18 protein-coding genes are annotated in these 16,884 nt (G+C 69.9%); 14 read left to right on the top strand and 4 right to left on the bottom strand.

Annotation, left to right across the window (positions count from 1 at the left end):
* Nucleotides 1-4: 4 nt before the first annotated feature.
* A complete protein-coding gene (locus BN1701_RS15850) occupies nt 5-451 on the top strand; it encodes a hypothetical protein (RefSeq protein ID WP_054049643.1) in 447 nt (148 codons plus the stop codon).
* Here BN1701_RS15850 and BN1701_RS15845 read toward each other — a convergent pair.
* Together BN1701_RS15845 and BN1701_RS15840 are read right to left on the bottom strand one after the other, a co-directional pair.
* Nucleotides 448-2,031, bottom strand: coding sequence for a succinic semialdehyde dehydrogenase (locus BN1701_RS15845; RefSeq protein WP_054049641.1), 1,584 nt, complete (start codon nt 2,029-2,031; stop codon nt 448-450). The genes BN1701_RS15850 and BN1701_RS15845 overlap by 4 nt on opposite strands.
* Nucleotides 2,032-2,101: 70 nt before the next feature.
* Nucleotides 2,102-3,175 carry a GNAT family N-acetyltransferase gene (locus BN1701_RS15840; RefSeq protein WP_054049639.1) on the bottom strand — a complete coding sequence of 358 codons (1,074 nt, stop codon included), beginning with the start codon at nt 3,173-3,175 and terminating at the stop codon, nt 2,102-2,104.
* A gap of 315 nt (nt 3,176-3,490) precedes the next feature.
* On the opposite strand from BN1701_RS15840, the gene BN1701_RS15835 reads away from it, so the two are divergent.
* Nucleotides 3,491-4,048 (top strand): hypothetical protein, encoded by a 558-nt coding sequence (locus BN1701_RS15835; RefSeq protein ID WP_054049638.1) that lies wholly within the window; start codon nt 3,491-3,493, stop codon nt 4,046-4,048.
* Here BN1701_RS15835 and BN1701_RS15830 read toward each other — a convergent pair.
* A complete protein-coding gene (locus BN1701_RS15830; RefSeq protein WP_054049637.1) occupies nt 4,035-4,430 on the bottom strand; it encodes a PAAR domain-containing protein in 396 nt (131 codons plus the stop codon). The genes BN1701_RS15835 and BN1701_RS15830 overlap by 14 nt on opposite strands.
* Nucleotides 4,427-5,017, bottom strand: a complete 591-nt coding sequence (locus tag BN1701_RS15825) for a Pvc16 family protein (RefSeq protein ID WP_054049635.1) — start codon at nt 5,015-5,017, stop codon at nt 4,427-4,429. Before BN1701_RS15825 ends, BN1701_RS15830 begins: the two co-directional genes overlap by 4 nt.
* Before the next feature lie 188 nt (nt 5,018-5,205).
* Here BN1701_RS15825 and BN1701_RS15820 point away from each other — a divergent pair, with 188 nt between their 5' ends.
* From BN1701_RS15820 to BN1701_RS15770, 12 genes are all read left to right on the top strand, one after another.
* Nucleotides 5,206-6,741 (top strand): phage tail sheath subtilisin-like domain-containing protein, encoded by a 1,536-nt coding sequence (locus BN1701_RS15820; RefSeq protein ID WP_054049633.1) that lies wholly within the window; start codon nt 5,206-5,208, stop codon nt 6,739-6,741.
* A 16-nt stretch (nt 6,742-6,757) separates the two neighbouring features.
* On the top strand, nt 6,758-7,219 hold the full coding sequence (locus tag BN1701_RS15815) for a phage tail protein (protein ID WP_054049631.1): 462 nt from the start codon (nt 6,758-6,760) through the stop codon (nt 7,217-7,219).
* Nucleotides 7,216-7,605: a hypothetical protein gene (locus BN1701_RS15810; protein ID WP_054049629.1), complete on the top strand. Its 390-nt coding sequence runs from the start codon at nt 7,216-7,218 to the stop codon at nt 7,603-7,605. The genes BN1701_RS15815 and BN1701_RS15810 overlap by 4 nt, the downstream gene beginning before the upstream one ends.
* Entirely contained in the window at nt 7,602-7,754 is a 153-nt protein-coding gene (locus BN1701_RS36475) for a DUF6760 family protein (protein WP_091374686.1), read from the top strand. Before BN1701_RS15810 ends, BN1701_RS36475 begins: the two co-directional genes overlap by 4 nt.
* 172 nt (nt 7,755-7,926) lie before the next feature.
* Nucleotides 7,927-10,086, top strand: a complete 2,160-nt coding sequence (locus BN1701_RS15805; protein WP_157368011.1) for a DUF4157 domain-containing protein — start codon at nt 7,927-7,929, stop codon at nt 10,084-10,086.
* A 9-nt stretch (nt 10,087-10,095) separates the two neighbouring features.
* Nucleotides 10,096-10,560, top strand: coding sequence for a phage tail protein (locus tag BN1701_RS15800; RefSeq protein WP_054049625.1), 465 nt, complete (start codon nt 10,096-10,098; stop codon nt 10,558-10,560).
* 3 nt (nt 10,561-10,563) lie between these two features.
* A complete protein-coding gene (locus tag BN1701_RS15795) occupies nt 10,564-11,016 on the top strand; it encodes a phage tail protein (protein ID WP_054049623.1) in 453 nt (150 codons plus the stop codon).
* Between the two features lie 73 nt (nt 11,017-11,089).
* Nucleotides 11,090-11,896, top strand: coding sequence for a LysM peptidoglycan-binding domain-containing protein (locus BN1701_RS15790; protein WP_082859875.1), 807 nt, complete (start codon nt 11,090-11,092; stop codon nt 11,894-11,896).
* 2 nt (nt 11,897-11,898) lie between these two features.
* Complete coding sequence (locus tag BN1701_RS15785) at nt 11,899-13,803, top strand: phage baseplate assembly protein V (protein ID WP_231949612.1); 1,905 nt, start codon at nt 11,899-11,901, stop codon at nt 13,801-13,803.
* 34 nt (nt 13,804-13,837) lie between these two features.
* Nucleotides 13,838-14,245, top strand: a complete 408-nt coding sequence (locus BN1701_RS15780) for a GPW/gp25 family protein (protein ID WP_054049617.1) — start codon at nt 13,838-13,840, stop codon at nt 14,243-14,245.
* Nucleotides 14,245-16,188, top strand: a complete 1,944-nt coding sequence (locus BN1701_RS15775) for a putative baseplate assembly protein (protein ID WP_054049615.1) — start codon at nt 14,245-14,247, stop codon at nt 16,186-16,188. The genes BN1701_RS15780 and BN1701_RS15775 overlap by 1 nt, the downstream gene beginning before the upstream one ends.
* A complete protein-coding gene (locus tag BN1701_RS15770) occupies nt 16,188-16,727 on the top strand; it encodes a phage tail protein (RefSeq protein WP_054049613.1) in 540 nt (179 codons plus the stop codon). The genes BN1701_RS15775 and BN1701_RS15770 overlap by 1 nt, the downstream gene beginning before the upstream one ends.
* Nucleotides 16,728-16,884: the final 157 nt, after the last annotated feature.

Below are 16,884 nucleotides of genomic sequence, written 5' to 3'. Positions count from 1 at the left end.
AGGCGTGACGCCGAGCCCCACCGCCCCGCGCCGTGATCCTGATCAAGCCCAGCGCGCCCTCAGCCGGATCCGCCGCGACCAGGCCCAACCCTGGCGCACCTGGCCGGTTCGCCTCGGCGCCGCGATCGGCCGCGGGATCATGGCGATCCTGGACTTGATCGTCAGGTTCTTGAGCGGGATCCTCGAATTGATCATGGAAGCGCTCGGCGAGGCCCTGTTGGCCGTTCTGGCGCTGGCACTGTTCGCCGGGGTGGTGGCCGTGGGCATCTGGGGATGGAGCCAGAGCCCGGCCGCGACCGTAGTGCTCGCCGTCGGGCTGCTGGGCTTCCTGGCGTTCGGCGCCTACGAGTCCACCGCGAAACGATTCACCCGCAACCGAATCGTCGCGCTGGCGTCGGGAAGCGCCGTCTTCGTTGTCATCTGGCTCAGCTACGTCCTGCTTTACCTCTAGCGCGGCAAGCGCTTCAGGGCCTTCAGGCCGATCGTCAACGCCTTCGTCCAAGCCTTGGCGGGAACGCCCTTCCACGGCCGCAGCGGCACCACTCGCTGAGCCGCGATCGTCTGCGTTTCCGTGTACTTCGTCAGCCCTTCCTCACCATTGCGCCGCCCAACCCCGGAGTCCCCCATACCGCCCATGGGCGCGTCAAGACTGCCGAACGCCGCCCCATAGCCGTCATTGACGTTCACGGTCCCGGCGTGAATCCGCGCCGCGACCCGTTCCCCCGCGCGTCGATTCCGTGTCCACACGCTCGCGTTCAACCCGTACCGGGTCGCGTTGGCCTGGTGGATGGCCTCGGATTCGTCGCTGTAGCCGTAGATCGAGACCACCGGGCCGAAGGTCTCCTCCTTGTACAGCGTCATCCCGTTGCGCACGTCAGTCAGGATCGTCGGCTCGTAGAACAGCGGTCCGACCTCCGGCCGCGCCTTGCCGCCCGCCAGGACCGTGGCGCCCTTGGCTCGCGCGTCCTCGACGTGAGTGCTGATCGTCTCCAACTGCTCAGCCGACGTCAGCGAGCCCAAGTCCGCCGAGTAGGTCAGCTCGGTGCCCAGCTTCAACGCCCGCGTCTTGGCGACGAAAGCCTCGGTGAACGAATCGCGCACGCTGTCGTGCACGTAGATCCGCTCCACCGACACACACAGCTGCCCGGCCGACGAGAAGCACGCGGTGACCGCGCCCGCCGCCGTGCGGTCGATGTCGGCGTCCGGGAGGACGATCATCGGGTTCTTGCCGCCGAGTTCCATCGAGTAGCTGGTCAGCAGGGCGGCGGCCTTGGCGGCCAGGCTCTTGCCGGTCTCGGTGGAGCCGGTGAAGCCCAGGTAGTCGCCTTCCTCGATCAGCGCGGTGCCGATCTTGGAGCCGCGGCCGAGCACGATCTGCCACACGTCGGCGGGCAGGCCCGCCTCCTCGGCCAGCTCGTTGAGCCACAGGGCTGTCAGCGCGGTCTGGTTGTCCGGCTTCTGCACCAGCGCGTTGCCCGCGATGAGCGCGGGGATCGCGTCCATGCCGGTCAGCGCCAGCGGGTAGTTCCACGGCGAGATCATCGCCACGACGCCCTTGGGGTGGCGCACCTGAGTGGTCCGGGTGAACACCGGCAGCGCGCCCGCCTTGCGCCGCGGCGCGAGCAGCTTGGCCGCCTTGCGGCCGTAGTAGGCCGCGGTCATCGCGGTGACGGCGACCTCGTCGTAGGCGTCGAGCCGCGACTTGCCGGTCTCCACCTGCATCAGGTCGAGCACCTCGTCCTGGCGTTCCAACAGCAGGTCGTGCAGCTTGAGGAACACCCGCTGCCGCTGCCCCACCGGCGTGGTGGCCCACTCGGCCTGGGCGACCCTGGCCCGGGCGAAGGCCCGGCGCACATCGGGGTCATCGATCTGCGGGAGGCTGGCCAGCGGCAGACCGGTGAACGGGGCCAGCATCTGGACCGTGGTCGGCGCGGTGCCGGTGACCGCGCGGTCGATCAGGCTGGTGGCCCGGACAATGGTGGGGGCGCCGGGCACCGCGCCGAGAGTGTTCGTGGTCGTTGCGGTGCTCATGGGGGCTCCTAAGCTCGACTCAGGGTCCCATGTTACTTCCGAGTAGGTCCCAACGGGGAAGTGGCCGCCGTCACTTCGCCACGAAGTCGCGTTCCGCGCTGGAGACCCGCGCCTGCTCCACCGACAGCGCGACGCGCAGCATGCTGTCCTCGTGCCGGATCGACACCGGCAGCCCGGACGCGGCTGCCGCCCGCTCGAAGCCGACCTCCGACATCAGGCACCACGCGATCATCCGCCGGTGACCGCCCGCGCGGGCGATCTGACCGAGCCGGGCGATCATCGCCGTGCCCAGGCCCTGTTTCTGCCAGCCGTCCTCGACCAGCAGCGAGATCTCCGCCTCGGCCGGGTCGTTGGTGCGGATGAGCTGCGCCATGCCGATGACCTCGGTCCCGCTCACCGCGAGCAGCGTCCGCCCCCGGGGCGGCTGCAGCAGCCGGTGCAGCCAGCGGCGGGGCAGCGTGCGCAGGCCCGCGTGGTACCGGGCGAAAAGCGTCTGCGCCGAGCACCGGGCATGCAGGTCGGACACCGCCTCGGCGTCGCCGGGCGTGCCGTCGCGCAGGACGACGCCCGCACCGGTGCGCGTGATGACGGCGGTCGGGGCGGCCGCGCTGGTGGCACCGGCGGTCAGCACGTCCACGAAGGCGGCCATCCTGGCCAGCTCGACCTCGGTGAACGGGGCCCACCCCCGTCGGGCCACCAGCGTGGCCTCCTCGGACAGGGCGAGCACCGCGAGGTGCCCGCCCTCGTCGCCATGGACCGTCCCCGCGTCCACGATGCTGACCGAGTCCGCGCCAAGCAGCGTGCGCACCGACTCGGCGGTCGACCCCGGATCCCGCATCGCCGAACCGGCGGCGCGCAGCGCGGCGGTGGTCCGGTCGACCATCTGGCGCAGGTCGGCCCTGGTGATGCCGACGCACCGGCCGCCCTCGGCCCGGATGTCGTCGATCAGCGAGGCTGGCTCGACCCCGGCGGGTGTGTTGACCACAAGTTCGTCGATGACGCCGCCGGGCACCGGCAGCACCGAGAGCCCGAGCACGTTGCAGTCCCGCGCCGCCAACCGCGTGGTGACGCGCGCGAGCGTGCCCGGCCGGTCGTCGATGCGAACCCGCAGGCGCCAGGTCGTTGGGGTAGCGGTGGTGTCCATGCACCTATCGTGCGTGCCGACTGTTGCCAAGTGGGGGCTCGCGTGTTTCGAGCGTGTGAGGCTAGTGCGCTGACCACGAACCTTCACCGGGTCTCGACCTGCCCACGACGCGCCTGGCTGCGTTGTCGGAAAGCCCAAGTACAACCCGGTACTACGGTCTTCCCTCCGCCTTGCCAGCCACGCCGTGGACAGGCCGATACCCGGCGAACGTTCGTGCTCAACGCACTTGCCGCCACGCCCGAACTGCTGCCCCTTCGGTCGTCGTCACCGATCATTCGCGCCGCATACGGTTGTTGCGGCGCGAGAGGCGGCGACATGGGTGGGTCTGAGATCTCCCGGGACGGTGTCGGCTTCGGGTATGTCTTGCCCAGGACACCGGTCGCGACCGCCACTGTGGACATCGGTCATGTCGCCGTAACGGTGTCGCTGCGACTCGAAGGGGAGATCCATGTCACGACCTCGGCCGAGCCCGCGGCCGAGGCGCGTACCCGCTCCCTGGCGGCGTTGCGTGACGTGGCGACCGGGGTGATGGTCGGCGGGATCGGGTCTTCATCGCCGCGGATCACCGCTGGGGCCGGGCACGCGTTCACCCAGAACGGACGGATGTTCCGTCCGCCCAACATCGTTGCGTTCACTGGGGTTTGCGATGTTCGGTACACGCGGGTCGACACCGAGGTTTGGGGGCGCGTGGGGTACGCGCTGGACGTGTCGGCCCTGCCGCATCGGGAGCCCGCGGTGCCGCCTTGGGATGGGTCGCCGGACGCGCGGGCGTGGTTTGTGCGGCACGACCATGAGTTGTCCGCCGTCGGCGTGATGGTGTTGGTCGCGGTGCCGTTCGCGCCTGGGCCGTTGGTCGAGGTCAGCCGCCGATGATCACTGTGCCCGCGGCGATGATCGAGCCCTTGGGCAGCGGTGTTGGGTCGTTGCAGGTGTTGACCTTGTCGCCGTTGCGTGCGGCGGGTTTGTTGTTGATCAGGACAGTGCCGCTGCCTTTCAACACTGTGCCCTGGTTGGTTGGCGGCACCTGAAAAGTCGCTGGGGGAGGACAGATGTGCGGCGGCGAGTTCGTCACCGTGCTTCCAGTGACCGCCGCGGGCATGCCGCCGATCATCACATTGGTGCTGCAGCCGCCGGTGATCGTGCCGACGAACGGCAGCGGGGTGGGGGTGGGCACCGGGCCGCCGGGGGAGGGGACCATGAGGATGTGGGTGTCGGTGGCGATGACCTTGTCGCCCTGTTTGGCCGCGAAGCTCATGTGCGCACCCAGCGTTTGTCACCCGCGGGCGCCAGCTTCCCCGGCACGTCCTGATTGGACCGAAGGGCCATCTTCTCGGCGGGAGGCGCGATGTCGGTGTCGTCGGCGGCCACATAAGGCGCGCTCACGGAGGCGATGAACGCAGCCCTGGCGGGCATTCCCAGACTGCTCCACAGGTCTCCCGGGGCGTCCGGGGAGATGGACAGGAACACCGCCGCTTCGGTGAGCGTCCCACTTAGACAGTCTGGCGGGATGGCGTCGGCGAAGATCATGGTGCGCAGGGCCAGGTCCAGGAGCAGGTGTTCCTCGCTGACCTTCGGCGCCCGCGCGGTGACCAGATAGGACAGGACGCATCGGCGGACGGGTTCGCGGCGGGCGATGACGGCGCCGCGGTCGTCTCGGGTTTGGTCGAAGCCGGACTCGCGGCCGCGGGGGTCGCCGTGGAGGCCGAAGAGGAACAGGTCGATGACCTTCGACGGGCGTTCGGTCTGCCAGGTCGGCTTCGGCGGGTCGAGTCGGACCGCGGTGCCCTCGGGCAGGCTGCGGCCCAGCAGTTGGCACAGCGCGTCGTCGACCTCGGGGATCACGGTGGTCAGTGTGGGCGGTCGGCCGGTTCGACACGACGGGCGGCCGCCCGTCCTATCGGCGCCCCGGATTCGCCCGAAGGGGCGGTCCCACCTGCCCTTGCCCACGCCCCCGGGCGACTGCGCCCGGCTGGATCGCCGCAGCAAGCTCGGGGGAAGTGTCCCGCCGTCCGACGCAGGGAGATCCTTCGATGGCCAGCAGCTATCTCGCGCCCGGCGTGTATATGGAGGAGGTCTCCTCCGGCTCGCGGCCCATCGAGGCCGTGGGCACCGCCGTGGCCGCCTTTGTCGGGTTCGCTGAGCGCGGACCCCTGCACGAGCCCGTCCTGGTGACCAACTGGACGCAGTTCAAGACCAACTTCGGCGACTTCGTCGAGGGCTACTACCTGGCCCACGCCGTCTACGGCTACTTCCAGAACGGCGGCGGCGTCGCCTATGTCGTCCGGGTCGGGGGCGCGGGCGCCGAGGGCAACGGCCACACCGACGGGCAGATCGTGTCGGTGCCGATGGCCGAGCTGCCGGGCGCCGCGGGCGGCGGCCTGACGATCACCGCGCGCGCCGCCGAGGCCGCGGACCTTGCCGTGGAGGTCGCGCCCGCCAGCGAGGAGGGCGAGGACGTCTTCAAGCTGGTCGTCAAGAAGGCCGGCCAGCCGGTCGAGACGTTCGACAACGTCAGCACCCGGCGCGGCCCGAACAACGTGGCCACCGTGGTGCGGCAGCAGTCGAAGCTGATCTCGGTGGAGGAGACCAAGGGCAAGGCGCTCAGCGTGCCGAAGACCGGTGAGATCGCGCTGGCCGCGCCGCCGTCGGTGCCCGCGAAGGTCGACGCCAAGGAGTACGTCGGCAACTCCGCCGACCGCACCGGGTTCGGCGGCTTGGAGGCGCTCGACGAGGTCACCATGCTGTGCGTGCCCGACCTGATGGCCGCCCTGGAGCGCGGCGCGCTGACCATGGAGGACGTCAAGGCCGTGCAGCTGGCCATGATCGCGCACTGCGAGCTGATGGCCGACCGAGTGGCCATTTTGGACACTCCGCCGGGGCTCAAGGCGCAGGAGGTCAAGGACTGGCGGATGGACTTCGCCGGGTACGACTCCAAGTACGCCGCGCTCTACTGGCCGTGGATCAAGGTGGCCGACCCGGTCGCGGGCAAGCAGGTGTTCGTCCCGCCGAGCGGGCACATGGCAGGCATCTGGGCGCGCAACGACTCCAGCCGCGGTGTCCACAAAGCACCGGCGAACGAGGTCATCCGCGGCGCGGTGACGCTGGAACTCAACATCACCAAGGGTGAGCACGACCTGCTCAACCCGATCGCGGTCAACTGCATCCGGTCCTTCCGCGGCCAGGGCATCCGGGTCTGGGGCGCGCGCACGCTGTCCAGCGACCCGGAGTGGCGCTACCTCAACGTCCGCAGGCTCTTCAACTACGTCGAGAAGTCGATCCTGCAGGGCACCAACTGGGTGGTCTTCGAGCCCAACGACCCGAAGCTGTGGGACTCGGTCAAGCGCACCGTGACGATGTTCCTGCGCCGCGTGTGGCGCGACGGAGCGCTGTTCGGGCGCACCCCGGCCGAGGCGTTCTTCGTCAAGTGCGACGAGGAGAACAACCCCCCGGAGAACCGTGACGTCGGCATTCTGACCGTCGAGATCGGCATCGCCCCGGTCAAGCCCGCCGAGTTCGTCGTATTCCGCATCTCGCAGTTCGCCGAGGGCGCGGGTCTCGAAGAATAACTAGAAGGGATTCGCCATGGCCGCAGGCCTGAGCTCAAGCCAGCCGAACGACGCGCTGACCGCCGCCCGCTTCTCGATCACCATCGACGGCTACGAGATCGCCTCGTTCTCCGAACTGCAGGGCATCACCACCGAGGTCGAGCCGGTCGAGCTGATGGAGTCGACCGACAAGGAGGTCGTGCTCAAGAAGCTGCCGGGCAAGACCAAGCCCGCCACCCTGGTGCTCAAGCGCGGCAAGAACTCCAGCATGGAGCTGTGGGCGTGGCATGAGGCCGTGCTCATGGGCGACATCGTCGCCGCCCGCAAGAGCTGCTCGCTGATCATGTACGGCACCGACGGCAAGCCGGTCGCCCGGTACCACCTCGAACACGCCTGGCCGTCGAAGCTGGAGATCGGCGCCTTGAAGGCAGGGTCAAGCGAGGTGCTGATGGAGACGGTCACCATCGTGTCCGAGCGCATCCAGCGTGTGTCCGTATGACAGCTCTCCAGGAAGGGTTGCGCACGGAGTATCCGTTCACGCTCCCGCGCGGCTATGTCGACGAGCACGGCCAGGTGCACCGCGACGGCGTGATGCGCCTGGCCACGGCCCGCGACGAGATCACCACGCAGGCCGACCAGCGGTCCAAGCAGAACCCGGCGTACCTGACGGTGCTGCTGCTGGAGCGCACCATCACCTCGCTGGGCGCGCTGCCGTCGGTGGACACGTTCGTGGTGGAGAGCCTGTTCGCTTCCGACATGGCGTTCCTGCAGGACCTCTACCGCCGCGTCAACGCCGATGGGCACACCGAGGTCGCCGTCCACTGCCCGCAGTGCGGGACCGGGTTCGCGGTGGACGTGGCGGGTGATGCCCCGGGGGGATCGTGACGTACGCGCCCGACCGACTGTGGGAGGAGGTCGCGTACGTCGCCTACTACCTGCACTGGACGTTCGACTCGATCCTCGACCTCGAACACCCGGTGCGCGACCGGCTGATCACCGAGATCGGCCGAATCCACAGCAGACTCGACGAATGAGACGGGAGGGGCGCCGATGCGCTGGCCAATCCGCCGCCGCCGCGGCGCCACACCCCTGACAACCCAGGAACCGCCGAACCCCCAGCACGCAGCCCCCACCCTGCCCAGGGGGGACAGCCCTAGGCCAGTCTACCCGGCGGGGGTGCCAGTCGATCTTGGTTCGGGGGCGGCTGTGGATGACTCGGGGTCGCCCGAACGGGTGGAAAACCGGGGGCATGACTGGGTTCTCCTGCCGCCGCTGGCGCCGACGGTGGCGCTTGCCGCGCCGTTGGTGATGGGGCCCGCGCCGGTTCAGCCGCCGTTGCCTGGGCGGGTGCCGGTCCGGCGGGTGCGGATCGAGCCCGCGGTGGGGCGGGTCGAAGGGCTGGCGCTGGCGCTGCCCATTCGCCGGACCGATGGCCCGCCGCTGACGGTCCGACCCAGGAAGCGGCCACCCGCCGAGCCGGTAGAGGTCGAGGAAACTCCCGCCCCGATACCTCGGCCCGTGGTCGTGGCGCCGGTTCGGGACCGGCCGACGTTGACCGTGGCGACCGACGAGTTCGTTGGCGAGCCCCGAGTGCCCGCCGAGCCCTACCGGGCGCCCGCGTGGATGCGCTATGTGCCGACGTGGCTTGAACAAACCGGCCCGGAACCCATCCCCGACGCCCCGCTGGCCATCCCGTCGAACATCCCCGCCAACCCACCGATCTTCAAGCCCGAACCGATTCTCCCGCCGAGAGAGGCGGAAGTGCCGCTGGTGCCGCGGAAGCGCCCCTCGCTCGGACAGACGCGCAGGCTCGGCCTCGGCGCGCCGATCTCCTATTCGGCCCAGGAACCCGCTGTGGAGCCGCCGCCCGAACCGCCGCCCCCCGCACCGCCACCGCCACCGCCGCCACCGAACCCGGTGACGGCGGCTCCGCTGGTTCACCATGCCGAACTTCCCCAGGTCGCCAGCAGGATCGTGCGCGAGCAGGTCCCACCCGATCTCGCCGGTGCCGTCCGCCAGGAACGCGGCGCGGACGTCTCCGATGTCCCCGTCTTCCGCGGCCCAGCGGTCGACGCCGAGGCGCGGTCCCGGGGAGCGCGGGCGTTCGCCAAGGACGGCGCCGTCTACCTGCCCGACAGCGCGGGCCCGATCACCAGCGGCAAGACGAAAGCCCTCCTGGCCCACGAACTCGTCCACGTGGTCCAGCAACGCACCATCGGCGCGAACCTGCCCGGACTGTCCACACCGGAGGGTCGCAGACTGGAAGCCGAGGCGGTCGCGGCCGAACACCGGCACGCGGGCCTCCCCGACACGCCCCTGATCCACCCGCCGCACCCCACCGGCGGAGCCGCGCCCAGCCTCGCGGGCGCCGCCCAACTCGCGCTGACCCACACCACCCCGCCGGACCCGACCCGCTCGCACTTCGACCAAGAGGCGCGCGAGGAGATCCAGCAGGTGGCCGAGAGTTCAGCCCACCGTGTCCTTGAGGAATGGCACGCCCCCTCCGCGCAAGCCGACCGGGAGCGGCGGTCCGGAACCACCACGCCGCCTACGGCCGGTGGCTCGTTCGGCGACACGGTCAGCTTCACCGAACGGCGTGGTGCCGACGCGACGGCGCCGACCCGGTCCACGTCCCGGACCGGCCCCGGCCGTGCCGCGGCGAGGACCGTGGGCACAACCGACCGCGCCGCCCGCCGCCAGGAACTCGAAGCCGAATGGCTGGAGAACCTGAACATGGAACGCGCGTCCCAGGGCGAGCCGCTGCTCAGCTATCTGGAGGACGCCGACCTCGAACGCATCGAACGCGTCATCGACCAGGAGGAAGCCGGAGGCGGCGGGAGGACATCGGGTTCGTCGGCGCGGCCCATCAACCCGGAAGAGGGCGGCGCGTTCGGCGACACCGTCAGCTTCACCACGCGGTCCGGTGACGACCTGCTCAGCAGGACAGGCGCGGGTGCGGGCCGAGGCGGAGCCGGGGCGAGCCCGACAGCCGCCGCCGGGCGGCTGAGCCTCGCCGCCGCTCTCGCCCAGTCCGGCGGCAGCCCGGCGGCAGGCAGCGGCGGCTCCTCCAGCCAGTCCGACCAGCTCGACCCCGATGCGGGCACCTCGTTCGGCGACACCGTCAGCTTCACCGAACGATCCGGTGACGACCTCTACCGCGGCGGCAGGCGCCCAGACTCGGCGTCGTCGACCGGGGGGTCCGGCTCCACAAGGGACATGCACGGCAGCGAAGAGGAGCCCATCGACCTCGACCGGGTCGACATCGAGGACCTAGCCGCCCGCCTCTATGACCGCGTGCGCAGCAGGCTGCGCCTGGAACTGCTGGTCGACCGCGAGCGGTCCGGCCTGCTCACCGATTTCCGATAGGAGGGGACCGTGGCACTCAGCGACGCGAGCAAGATCGGCCTAGCCAACCGGTTCATCGTCACGATGAGCGGCAAGGAGATTTACAACCTCGGCAGCTGGTACAAGGCCGACGGCCTGGACGTGACGTGGGACGTCGCCGAGTACCGGGCGGGAGACAACGGCAACGATCGCTTCTACTACCCGGGAAACACCAAGTACAGCAACGTGAAGCTGACCCGGGCGGTCTCCGAGGAGACCAAGACGGTGCGAGAGTGGCTCAGCAAGAACTCCTTCGAGCATGAGAAGTTCGTCGCCAAGATCGAGCTGCGCGGATCCAAGCAGGGCGACGCCGTCATCACCGACTGGGAACTGCGTGACGTGATGCCGGTGAAATGGGCGATCGCGGGGTTCGACGCGGGGGCCAGCCAGGTGTCGCTGGAGACACTGGAACTCGCGCATCTGGGTTTCCTCGAAGACCTGATCAAGCTGGGCTGACCGATGGCCCTCAGCGTGTCCTCGATGCTCGCGCTCACCCTGCGGTTCCACGTTTCCGTCGATGGCGTGGACCTCGGCGGCTGGGCGCGGTGCAAAGGCCTGGCGGTGAAGTTCAACCCCGTCAAGGTCAAGGAGGGCGCGAACTACCTCTACGAGCCGCTGCTCCCCGGTCACCTCGAATACCCCGAGGTGACGCTGGAACGCGCGATGGACAAGGCGGGCGCCGAAAGCGTGCAGAAGTGGCTGCGCGGCCGGGCGAACGGCTGGGTGCAGTCGATGTTCGGCGCCCCCGGCGGCACCGCGCAGATCACCCTGTACGACGCGCGCGCCCAGGAGGTCTCGTCCTGGCAGCTGCGCAACGTCTACCCGAGCGCGTGGAAGGGACCGGACCTGGACGCGATGACGCTGGGGATCGCGATCGAGAGCCTGACCTTGGTGCATGAGGGTTTCTTGTAGGTGGAGTGGGGAGTTGACGGTGTGATGGTGGGCCTGATGTTGGTGCACGAGGGTATCCTGTAGGGAGCGCGAGATGACGATGAGTGTGGGCGTCGGCGCCAGCGTCGCGGGCAAGGTAAAGGGCGGCTCGGCGGCCGTGGGCGCGGCCAGTGCCGCGGTGGGCGGTGTGGTCAGCACGGCGATGATGGCGGGCGCGCGGGTGCCCGCGGTGCTTGTCTGCATCAACCCCAAGACGCCCGGCCTGGTGCCCTTCGACTTCAACCCCGAGAAGATCTCGATCAAGCGCAGCGCGACCTACACGGTCCGGCCGAACATGCAGTCGCTGCACGATCCCGGCGGCGCGTCGGGCACGATCACCAAGGCCGTCCAGGCGCCGATGATCACCATCAGCAAGATCATTTTCGAGGGGATCACCGCCAAGCTGCGCTGCGACCAGCTGCTGCGCTGGATGAGCCCGTTCAGCGGCATCGGGTCGATGGGCATCGCGGGCGCGACGCTGGAGACCACGCTGCCGGAGATCACCTTCCAGTGGGGTCCGCCGATGGTCGCGTTCCTGTACCAGGTGCGGCTGGTCAGTGTGAGCATCAACTTCGTCCGCTTCGACTTCACCGGGATCCCGCTGCGCGCCGAGGTCGACCTGTCCATGCGGCAACAGCCCAGCATGCTGGCCAGCCTGCCGACCAACCCGACGTCGGGCGGCCTGCCCGGCCGCCGCTCGCACACGGTGTCCTCCGGCGACAGCCTCCAGTCGATCGCCACCACGCACTACGGGCGGCCCGGGCTGTGGCGGCGGATCGCCGAGGTCAACGGCATCCAGGACCCGTCGCGGCTGCGGCCCGGCCAGACGGTCTACCTGCCCAACCCCGAGGAGCTGGCCTGATGATGCCGGGCGGTGAGAGCACGGGCGTGGTCATGCCCGCGTTGCTGGTCGGGTACCCGGTCGGCATCCCGATGCTGCCCACCGTCTCCCAGCTGCTCATCCGCGCGGTCGTCGACACCCACCTGCACCTGCCGGACATGTTCGAGCTGACCTTCCTGGACAACGCGGGCACCTTCCTCGACGACGCGGGCATCAAGATCGGCTCGGTGATCGAGGTCAAGGGCAACAAGGCCGGGACGCCCGCGGCGACGTCGCTGATCAAGGGCGAGGTCACCGCGGTCGAGGCGCTGTGCCAGGACTCGATGATCCTCACCGTCGTGCGCGGCTATGAGAAGGCGCACCGGCTGCAGCGGGCCAAGCGCACCCGCACGTTCGTCAACATGAAGGACTCCGACATCGCCCGTCAGATCGCCAAGGACGCGGGCCTGCGGTCGGGCACGATCGACGCGACGAGCACGACCCACGACCACCTCGCCCAGATCGCCCAGACCGACTGGGAGTTCCTGACCGAACGCGCCAGGGAGGTCGGCTACGAGACCGGCGTGGTGGGCGGGGAATTCTTCTTCCGCAAGGCCTCCGGTAGCGGAGCGGGCGGCGGGCTGATGGACGCGGCGGCGTCGATGGTCGGGCTCGGGTCGACGCTGACCTTCAAGGGCAACCTGCGCACGTTCCTGCCCCGGATCTCCGCGGCGAACCTGACCCCGGATGTCGAGGTCCGAGTCTGGGACACCAAGGCGGCCAGGGTCGCGGTCGGCAAGTCGGCCGCCGAGACCGGCTCGGTGAAGATCGACGGGCAGAAGCCCGCCGCGCTGGCCAACTCGTTCACCGACGGTCTCGCGCTGCCCGTGGCGCTGCCCGCCCCACCCGCGATCCCCGGCATGCCCGCGCTCAACCTGGGCACCGCGCCGAGCAACACCGCGTATGTGGTGGTCGACCGACCGCTCGCGCGCGGACCCAACGCCGACACCGTCGCGGGGATCGTGGCCAAGAGCCTGGCCGACCACGTGTCCAGCACGTTCGCCGAGGCCGAGGGCGACGCCGAGGGTGACCCGGAGATCCAGGCGGGCGGCACCGTCACCATCGCCGGGGTGCCCAAGCAGTTCGCCGGCCAGTGGGTCGTCACCAACGCGCGGCACGTCTTCGACCCGCTCGAAGGCGGCTACCACACCCGGTTCTGGGTCAGCGGCAGGCAGGACCGGTCGCTGCTGCGGCTCACGGGCGGGGCCGCCCGGCGCCCGCCGCTGGACGGGCTGGTGTGCGCGCTGGTGACGAACGTGAAGGACCCGGACAAGGCCGCGCGGGTCAAGGTCGCGATGCCGTGGCTGTCGCCGAACTACGAGTCGGACTGGGCGCGCGTGGCGCAGGTCGGGGCGGGGCGGCGCAGCGGGGTGATGTTCGTTCCCGAGGTGGGCGACGAGGTGCTGGTCGGCTTCGAGTTCGGCGATCCCCGGCGACCGTATGTCCTAGGTGGACTGATCAACGACAATTCCGCGTTCGGGCATTTGAAGACCGCGGTGAACGGGTCGGGTGTGGTGACCGAGCGCGGGCTGGCCTCGCCCGCGGGCAACCGGCTGCTGTTCACCGACGAACTGCCGCCAGGGCCGCCGGGGTCCGCCCCGCCGACCAAGTCCGAGGTCGTCGTCGGCACCAAGGACGACAAGCTCTCCCTCCACATCGACCAGGCCGCGGGCACGGTGAAGCTGGTGTGCGACCCGGCCAAGCCGGTCAGCAAGGGGCAGGGCGAGCTGACGATCGAGTGCGGCGCCATGGGCTCCATCACGATCAAGGCGGGCATGGGCGGCATCAAGCTGGAGACGACCGGGGCGCTGTCGCTGAAGGGGAAGACGGTCAAGGTCGAAGCGGACATGGTCACGGAGATCAAGGGTCAGACCGTGAAGTTGAACTGAGTCAAGTTGGGCTGTTGTCGATACAGGAGGCGCGATGTCGCAGGACTTCGTCGGTGCCGGGTGGGCCTTCCCGCTCGGCGTCGGATCGCAGGGCGGGATCGCCCTGGTCCGGCGGGAGGTGGAGCTGGAGCAGGCGATGCGGCTGATCCTGGCCACCTACCCCGGCGAACGCCCGATGCGGCCGGAGTTCGGCAGCCGCATCCGCGACTTCGTGTTCCGGCCGTCGAACATGGAGACTATCGCCGAGTTGTCGCACGAGGTGCGCAAGGCGCTGCTGCGGTGGGAGCCGCGGGTGGACATCGAGATTGTCGACGTGAATCCCGACCCGTATTCGGCGGGGACGCTCTACATCGACATCCGCTACCGGATCAAGGACACCAACGACCGGCGCAACCTGGTCTTCCCCTTCTACTCCATCCCTGAGGACGGGAGTGACTACTGATGGCGCTGCCCACCCCCAACCTCGACGACCGCCGCTTCCAGGACCTGGTCGACGACGCCAAGCGCATGGTGATGCGCCGCTGTCCTGAGTGGACAGACCACAACGTGTCCGATCCCGGTGTGACGCTGATCGAGACCTTCGCGTTCATGACCGACCAGCTGCTGTTCCGGCTCAACCAGGTCCCGGACCGCCTCTACGTCAAGTTCCTCGACCTGATCGGCCTGCGCCTGATCCCCGCCACCCCGGCCCAGGCACCGGTGACGTTCTGGCTGTCGGCCCCGGCGATCACCAGCGTCGGCATCCCGGTCGGCACCACGGTCGCCACCATGCGCACCGAGGTGGACGAATCGATCGTGTTCTCGACGACTCGCGACCTCAGTCTTGTGCCCTGTGCGTTGTCGGTGGTGGCGACGATCGGCAACGCGGACGGTGATCCGGTCGTCCGGACCGAGGAACTGAAGATGGGCGGGCGGTTCCCGGCGTTCTCGGCGGTGCCAGAGCCGGGGGACGTGCTGCTGGTCGGGCTGACCTCGGCCGTGCCGAACTGTGTGGTGCGGCTGGATCTGGACGCGAGTGTCGAGGGTGTCGGTGTGCACCCGGACCATCCGCCCCTGGTGTGGGAGGCCTACAACGGCGCCGAGTGGGTCGAGTGCCTGGTCAGCACGGACGGGACCGGGGCGCTCAACATGGGCGGCGAGGTGCTGGTGCACGTGCCGCCCGACCACCAGTCGGCGGTGTTCGCCGACGAGGCGGCGGGGTGGCTGCGGGCCAGGGTCATCGAGGTCGACCCCGAGTTCCCCACCTACCGGCATTCGCCGACCGTGGGCGGGCTCGCGGCCAGCACGGTCGGCGGGACCGTGGTGTCGGCGCACTGCGAGGTCATCGAGGACGAGGTGGTGGGGGTCTCGGAAGGCGTGCCGGGGCAGGAGTTCCCGGTGGAACAGGCCCCCGTGGTCGGGTCGGTCGTGCTGGAGGTGACCTCCGACGACGGCTGGCAGGAGTGGTCGCAGGTGCAGCACTTCGCGGGCAGCGGGCCAGACGACCGGCACTTCCTGCTCGACGCGGTGGCCGGGACGATCCACTTCGGACCCGCGATCCGCGAGGCCGAGGGCGGGTTGCGCCAGTACGGCGCGGTGCCGCTGCCCGCGGCCACCGTGCGGCTGAGGCGCTACGCGGTCGGCGGCGGCCGGATCGGCAACGTCGGCGCCGGGGCGATCCGGACACTCAAGTCGTCGATCCCGTTCGTCTCGGCGGTCGAGAACCTGGAGTCGGCGTCGGGCGGAGTAGACGGGGAGACCATCGAGCAGGCCAAGGCACGCGGCCCGATCCTGCTGCGCACCCGCAGCCGCGCGGTCACCGCCGAGGACTACGAGGCCATCACCCAGGAGGCCGCCCCGGATATCGCCAGGGTCCGGTGTGTGACGGCGGGTGACGACGATGTCGACGCCGGATCGGTTCGGGTGCTGGTGGTGCCCGCCGCGGCGCAGGTGGACGGGCGGATCACGTTCGCCGACCTGGTGCCGGAGGAGGACACCCTGACCCGGATCACCGACCGGCTCGACGAGGTGCGGCTGATCGGCACGCGGGTACTGGTGTCGCCGCCCCGGTACCGAGGGGTGACGGTCGTGGCGCGGGTGATCGCCCGGCCCCGGGTGGACCGCGCGCGGGTACGGGCCGACGCGCTCGCGGCGCTCTACGGGCACCTCAACCCGATCACCGGCGGGACCGAGGGGCGGGGCTGGCAGTTCGGCAGGCCGGTGCAGGCCGGTGACGTCTACGCGCTGCTGCAGCGGGTGCGCGGGGTGGACATGGTCGAGGACGTCCGCCTGTTCGGCGCGAACCCGGTGACCGGCGAACGCGGCGAGGAGACCCAGCGCCTCGAGGTCGACCGGTACAGCCTGGTGTTCAGCTACGAGCACCACGTGAAAGTGGAGGACCACTGATGCGCGGCCTGCTTCCCGGCCTGGCCACGGCCGTGCCGCTGCTGGAGATGCTGCCCGCGGTCTACCAGGAGGACCCGTTCACCGAGCGCTTCGTCGGCGGCTTCGACGACGTGCTGGCCCCGGTACTGGCCACTTTGGACTGTCTGGTCGAGTACTTCGACCCGCTGCTGGCGCCGGAGGACTTCCTGGAGTGGCTGTCGTCGTGGGTCGGCATCGAACTCGACGAGGGCTGGCCGATCGAACGGCGCCGCGCCGTGGTCGGCACGGCGGTGGAGATGTACCGGATGCGCGGCACCGTGGCGGGCCTGCGCGCCAACCTGGAGGTCCTGACCGGCGGCGACGTCCAGATCGCCGACAGCGGCGGCGTCGCCGCGTCTCGCGACCCGGCCGCCGACCTGCCCGGCGAGGCCAGCCCGCGCTTGGCGGTGCGGGTACTGGTGGACGACCCGTCGGCCGCGCCACTCGACCTGGTCGAGGCCGCGGTGGCGGCGGCCAAACCGGCACACGTGGTGCACAGAGTGGAGGTGGGCGGCCGGTGATCGTCTGCAAGAGCTGCGGCTACCACAACGGGGACCGGGACACCTTTTGCGGCAAGTGCGGAGGGTTCCTGGAGTGGACGGGGGAGAAGCTGGCCCCGCCGCCCGCGCCGGTGGTCGATGAGGAAGAGGAAGAGGCGCCGAAGAAGGGATTCCTGGC

The sequence above is a fragment of the Alloactinosynnema sp. L-07 genome (genome assembly GCF_900070365.1).
Classification (GTDB): domain Bacteria; phylum Actinomycetota; class Actinomycetes; order Mycobacteriales; family Pseudonocardiaceae; genus Actinokineospora.
This window is presented reverse-complemented; position numbering and strand designations above follow the sequence as displayed.

Coding starts and splice junctions, on each gene's coding strand:
- BN1701_RS15845 (WP_054049641.1), bottom strand. CDS start 2,031: ATGAGCACCGCAACGACCACGAACACTCTCGGCGCGGTGCCCGGCGCC.
- BN1701_RS15840 (WP_054049639.1), bottom strand. CDS start 3,175: ATGGACACCACCGCTACCCCAACGACCTGGCGCCTGCGGGTTCGCATC.
- BN1701_RS15835 (WP_054049638.1), top strand. CDS start 3,491: ATGGGTGGGTCTGAGATCTCCCGGGACGGTGTCGGCTTCGGGTATGTC.
- BN1701_RS15830 (WP_054049637.1), bottom strand. CDS start 4,430: ATGAGCTTCGCGGCCAAACAGGGCGACAAGGTCATCGCCACCGACACC.
- BN1701_RS15820 (WP_054049633.1), top strand. CDS start 5,206: ATGGCCAGCAGCTATCTCGCGCCCGGCGTGTATATGGAGGAGGTCTCC.
- BN1701_RS15815 (WP_054049631.1), top strand. CDS start 6,758: ATGGCCGCAGGCCTGAGCTCAAGCCAGCCGAACGACGCGCTGACCGCC.
- BN1701_RS15810 (WP_054049629.1), top strand. CDS start 7,216: ATGACAGCTCTCCAGGAAGGGTTGCGCACGGAGTATCCGTTCACGCTC.
- BN1701_RS15795 (WP_054049623.1), top strand. CDS start 10,564: ATGGCCCTCAGCGTGTCCTCGATGCTCGCGCTCACCCTGCGGTTCCAC.
- BN1701_RS15790 (WP_082859875.1), top strand. CDS start 11,090: ATGACGATGAGTGTGGGCGTCGGCGCCAGCGTCGCGGGCAAGGTAAAG.
- BN1701_RS15785 (WP_231949612.1), top strand. CDS start 11,899: ATGCCGGGCGGTGAGAGCACGGGCGTGGTCATGCCCGCGTTGCTGGTC.
- BN1701_RS15780 (WP_054049617.1), top strand. CDS start 13,838: ATGTCGCAGGACTTCGTCGGTGCCGGGTGGGCCTTCCCGCTCGGCGTC.
- BN1701_RS15775 (WP_054049615.1), top strand. CDS start 14,245: ATGGCGCTGCCCACCCCCAACCTCGACGACCGCCGCTTCCAGGACCTG.
- BN1701_RS15770 (WP_054049613.1), top strand. CDS start 16,188: ATGCGCGGCCTGCTTCCCGGCCTGGCCACGGCCGTGCCGCTGCTGGAG.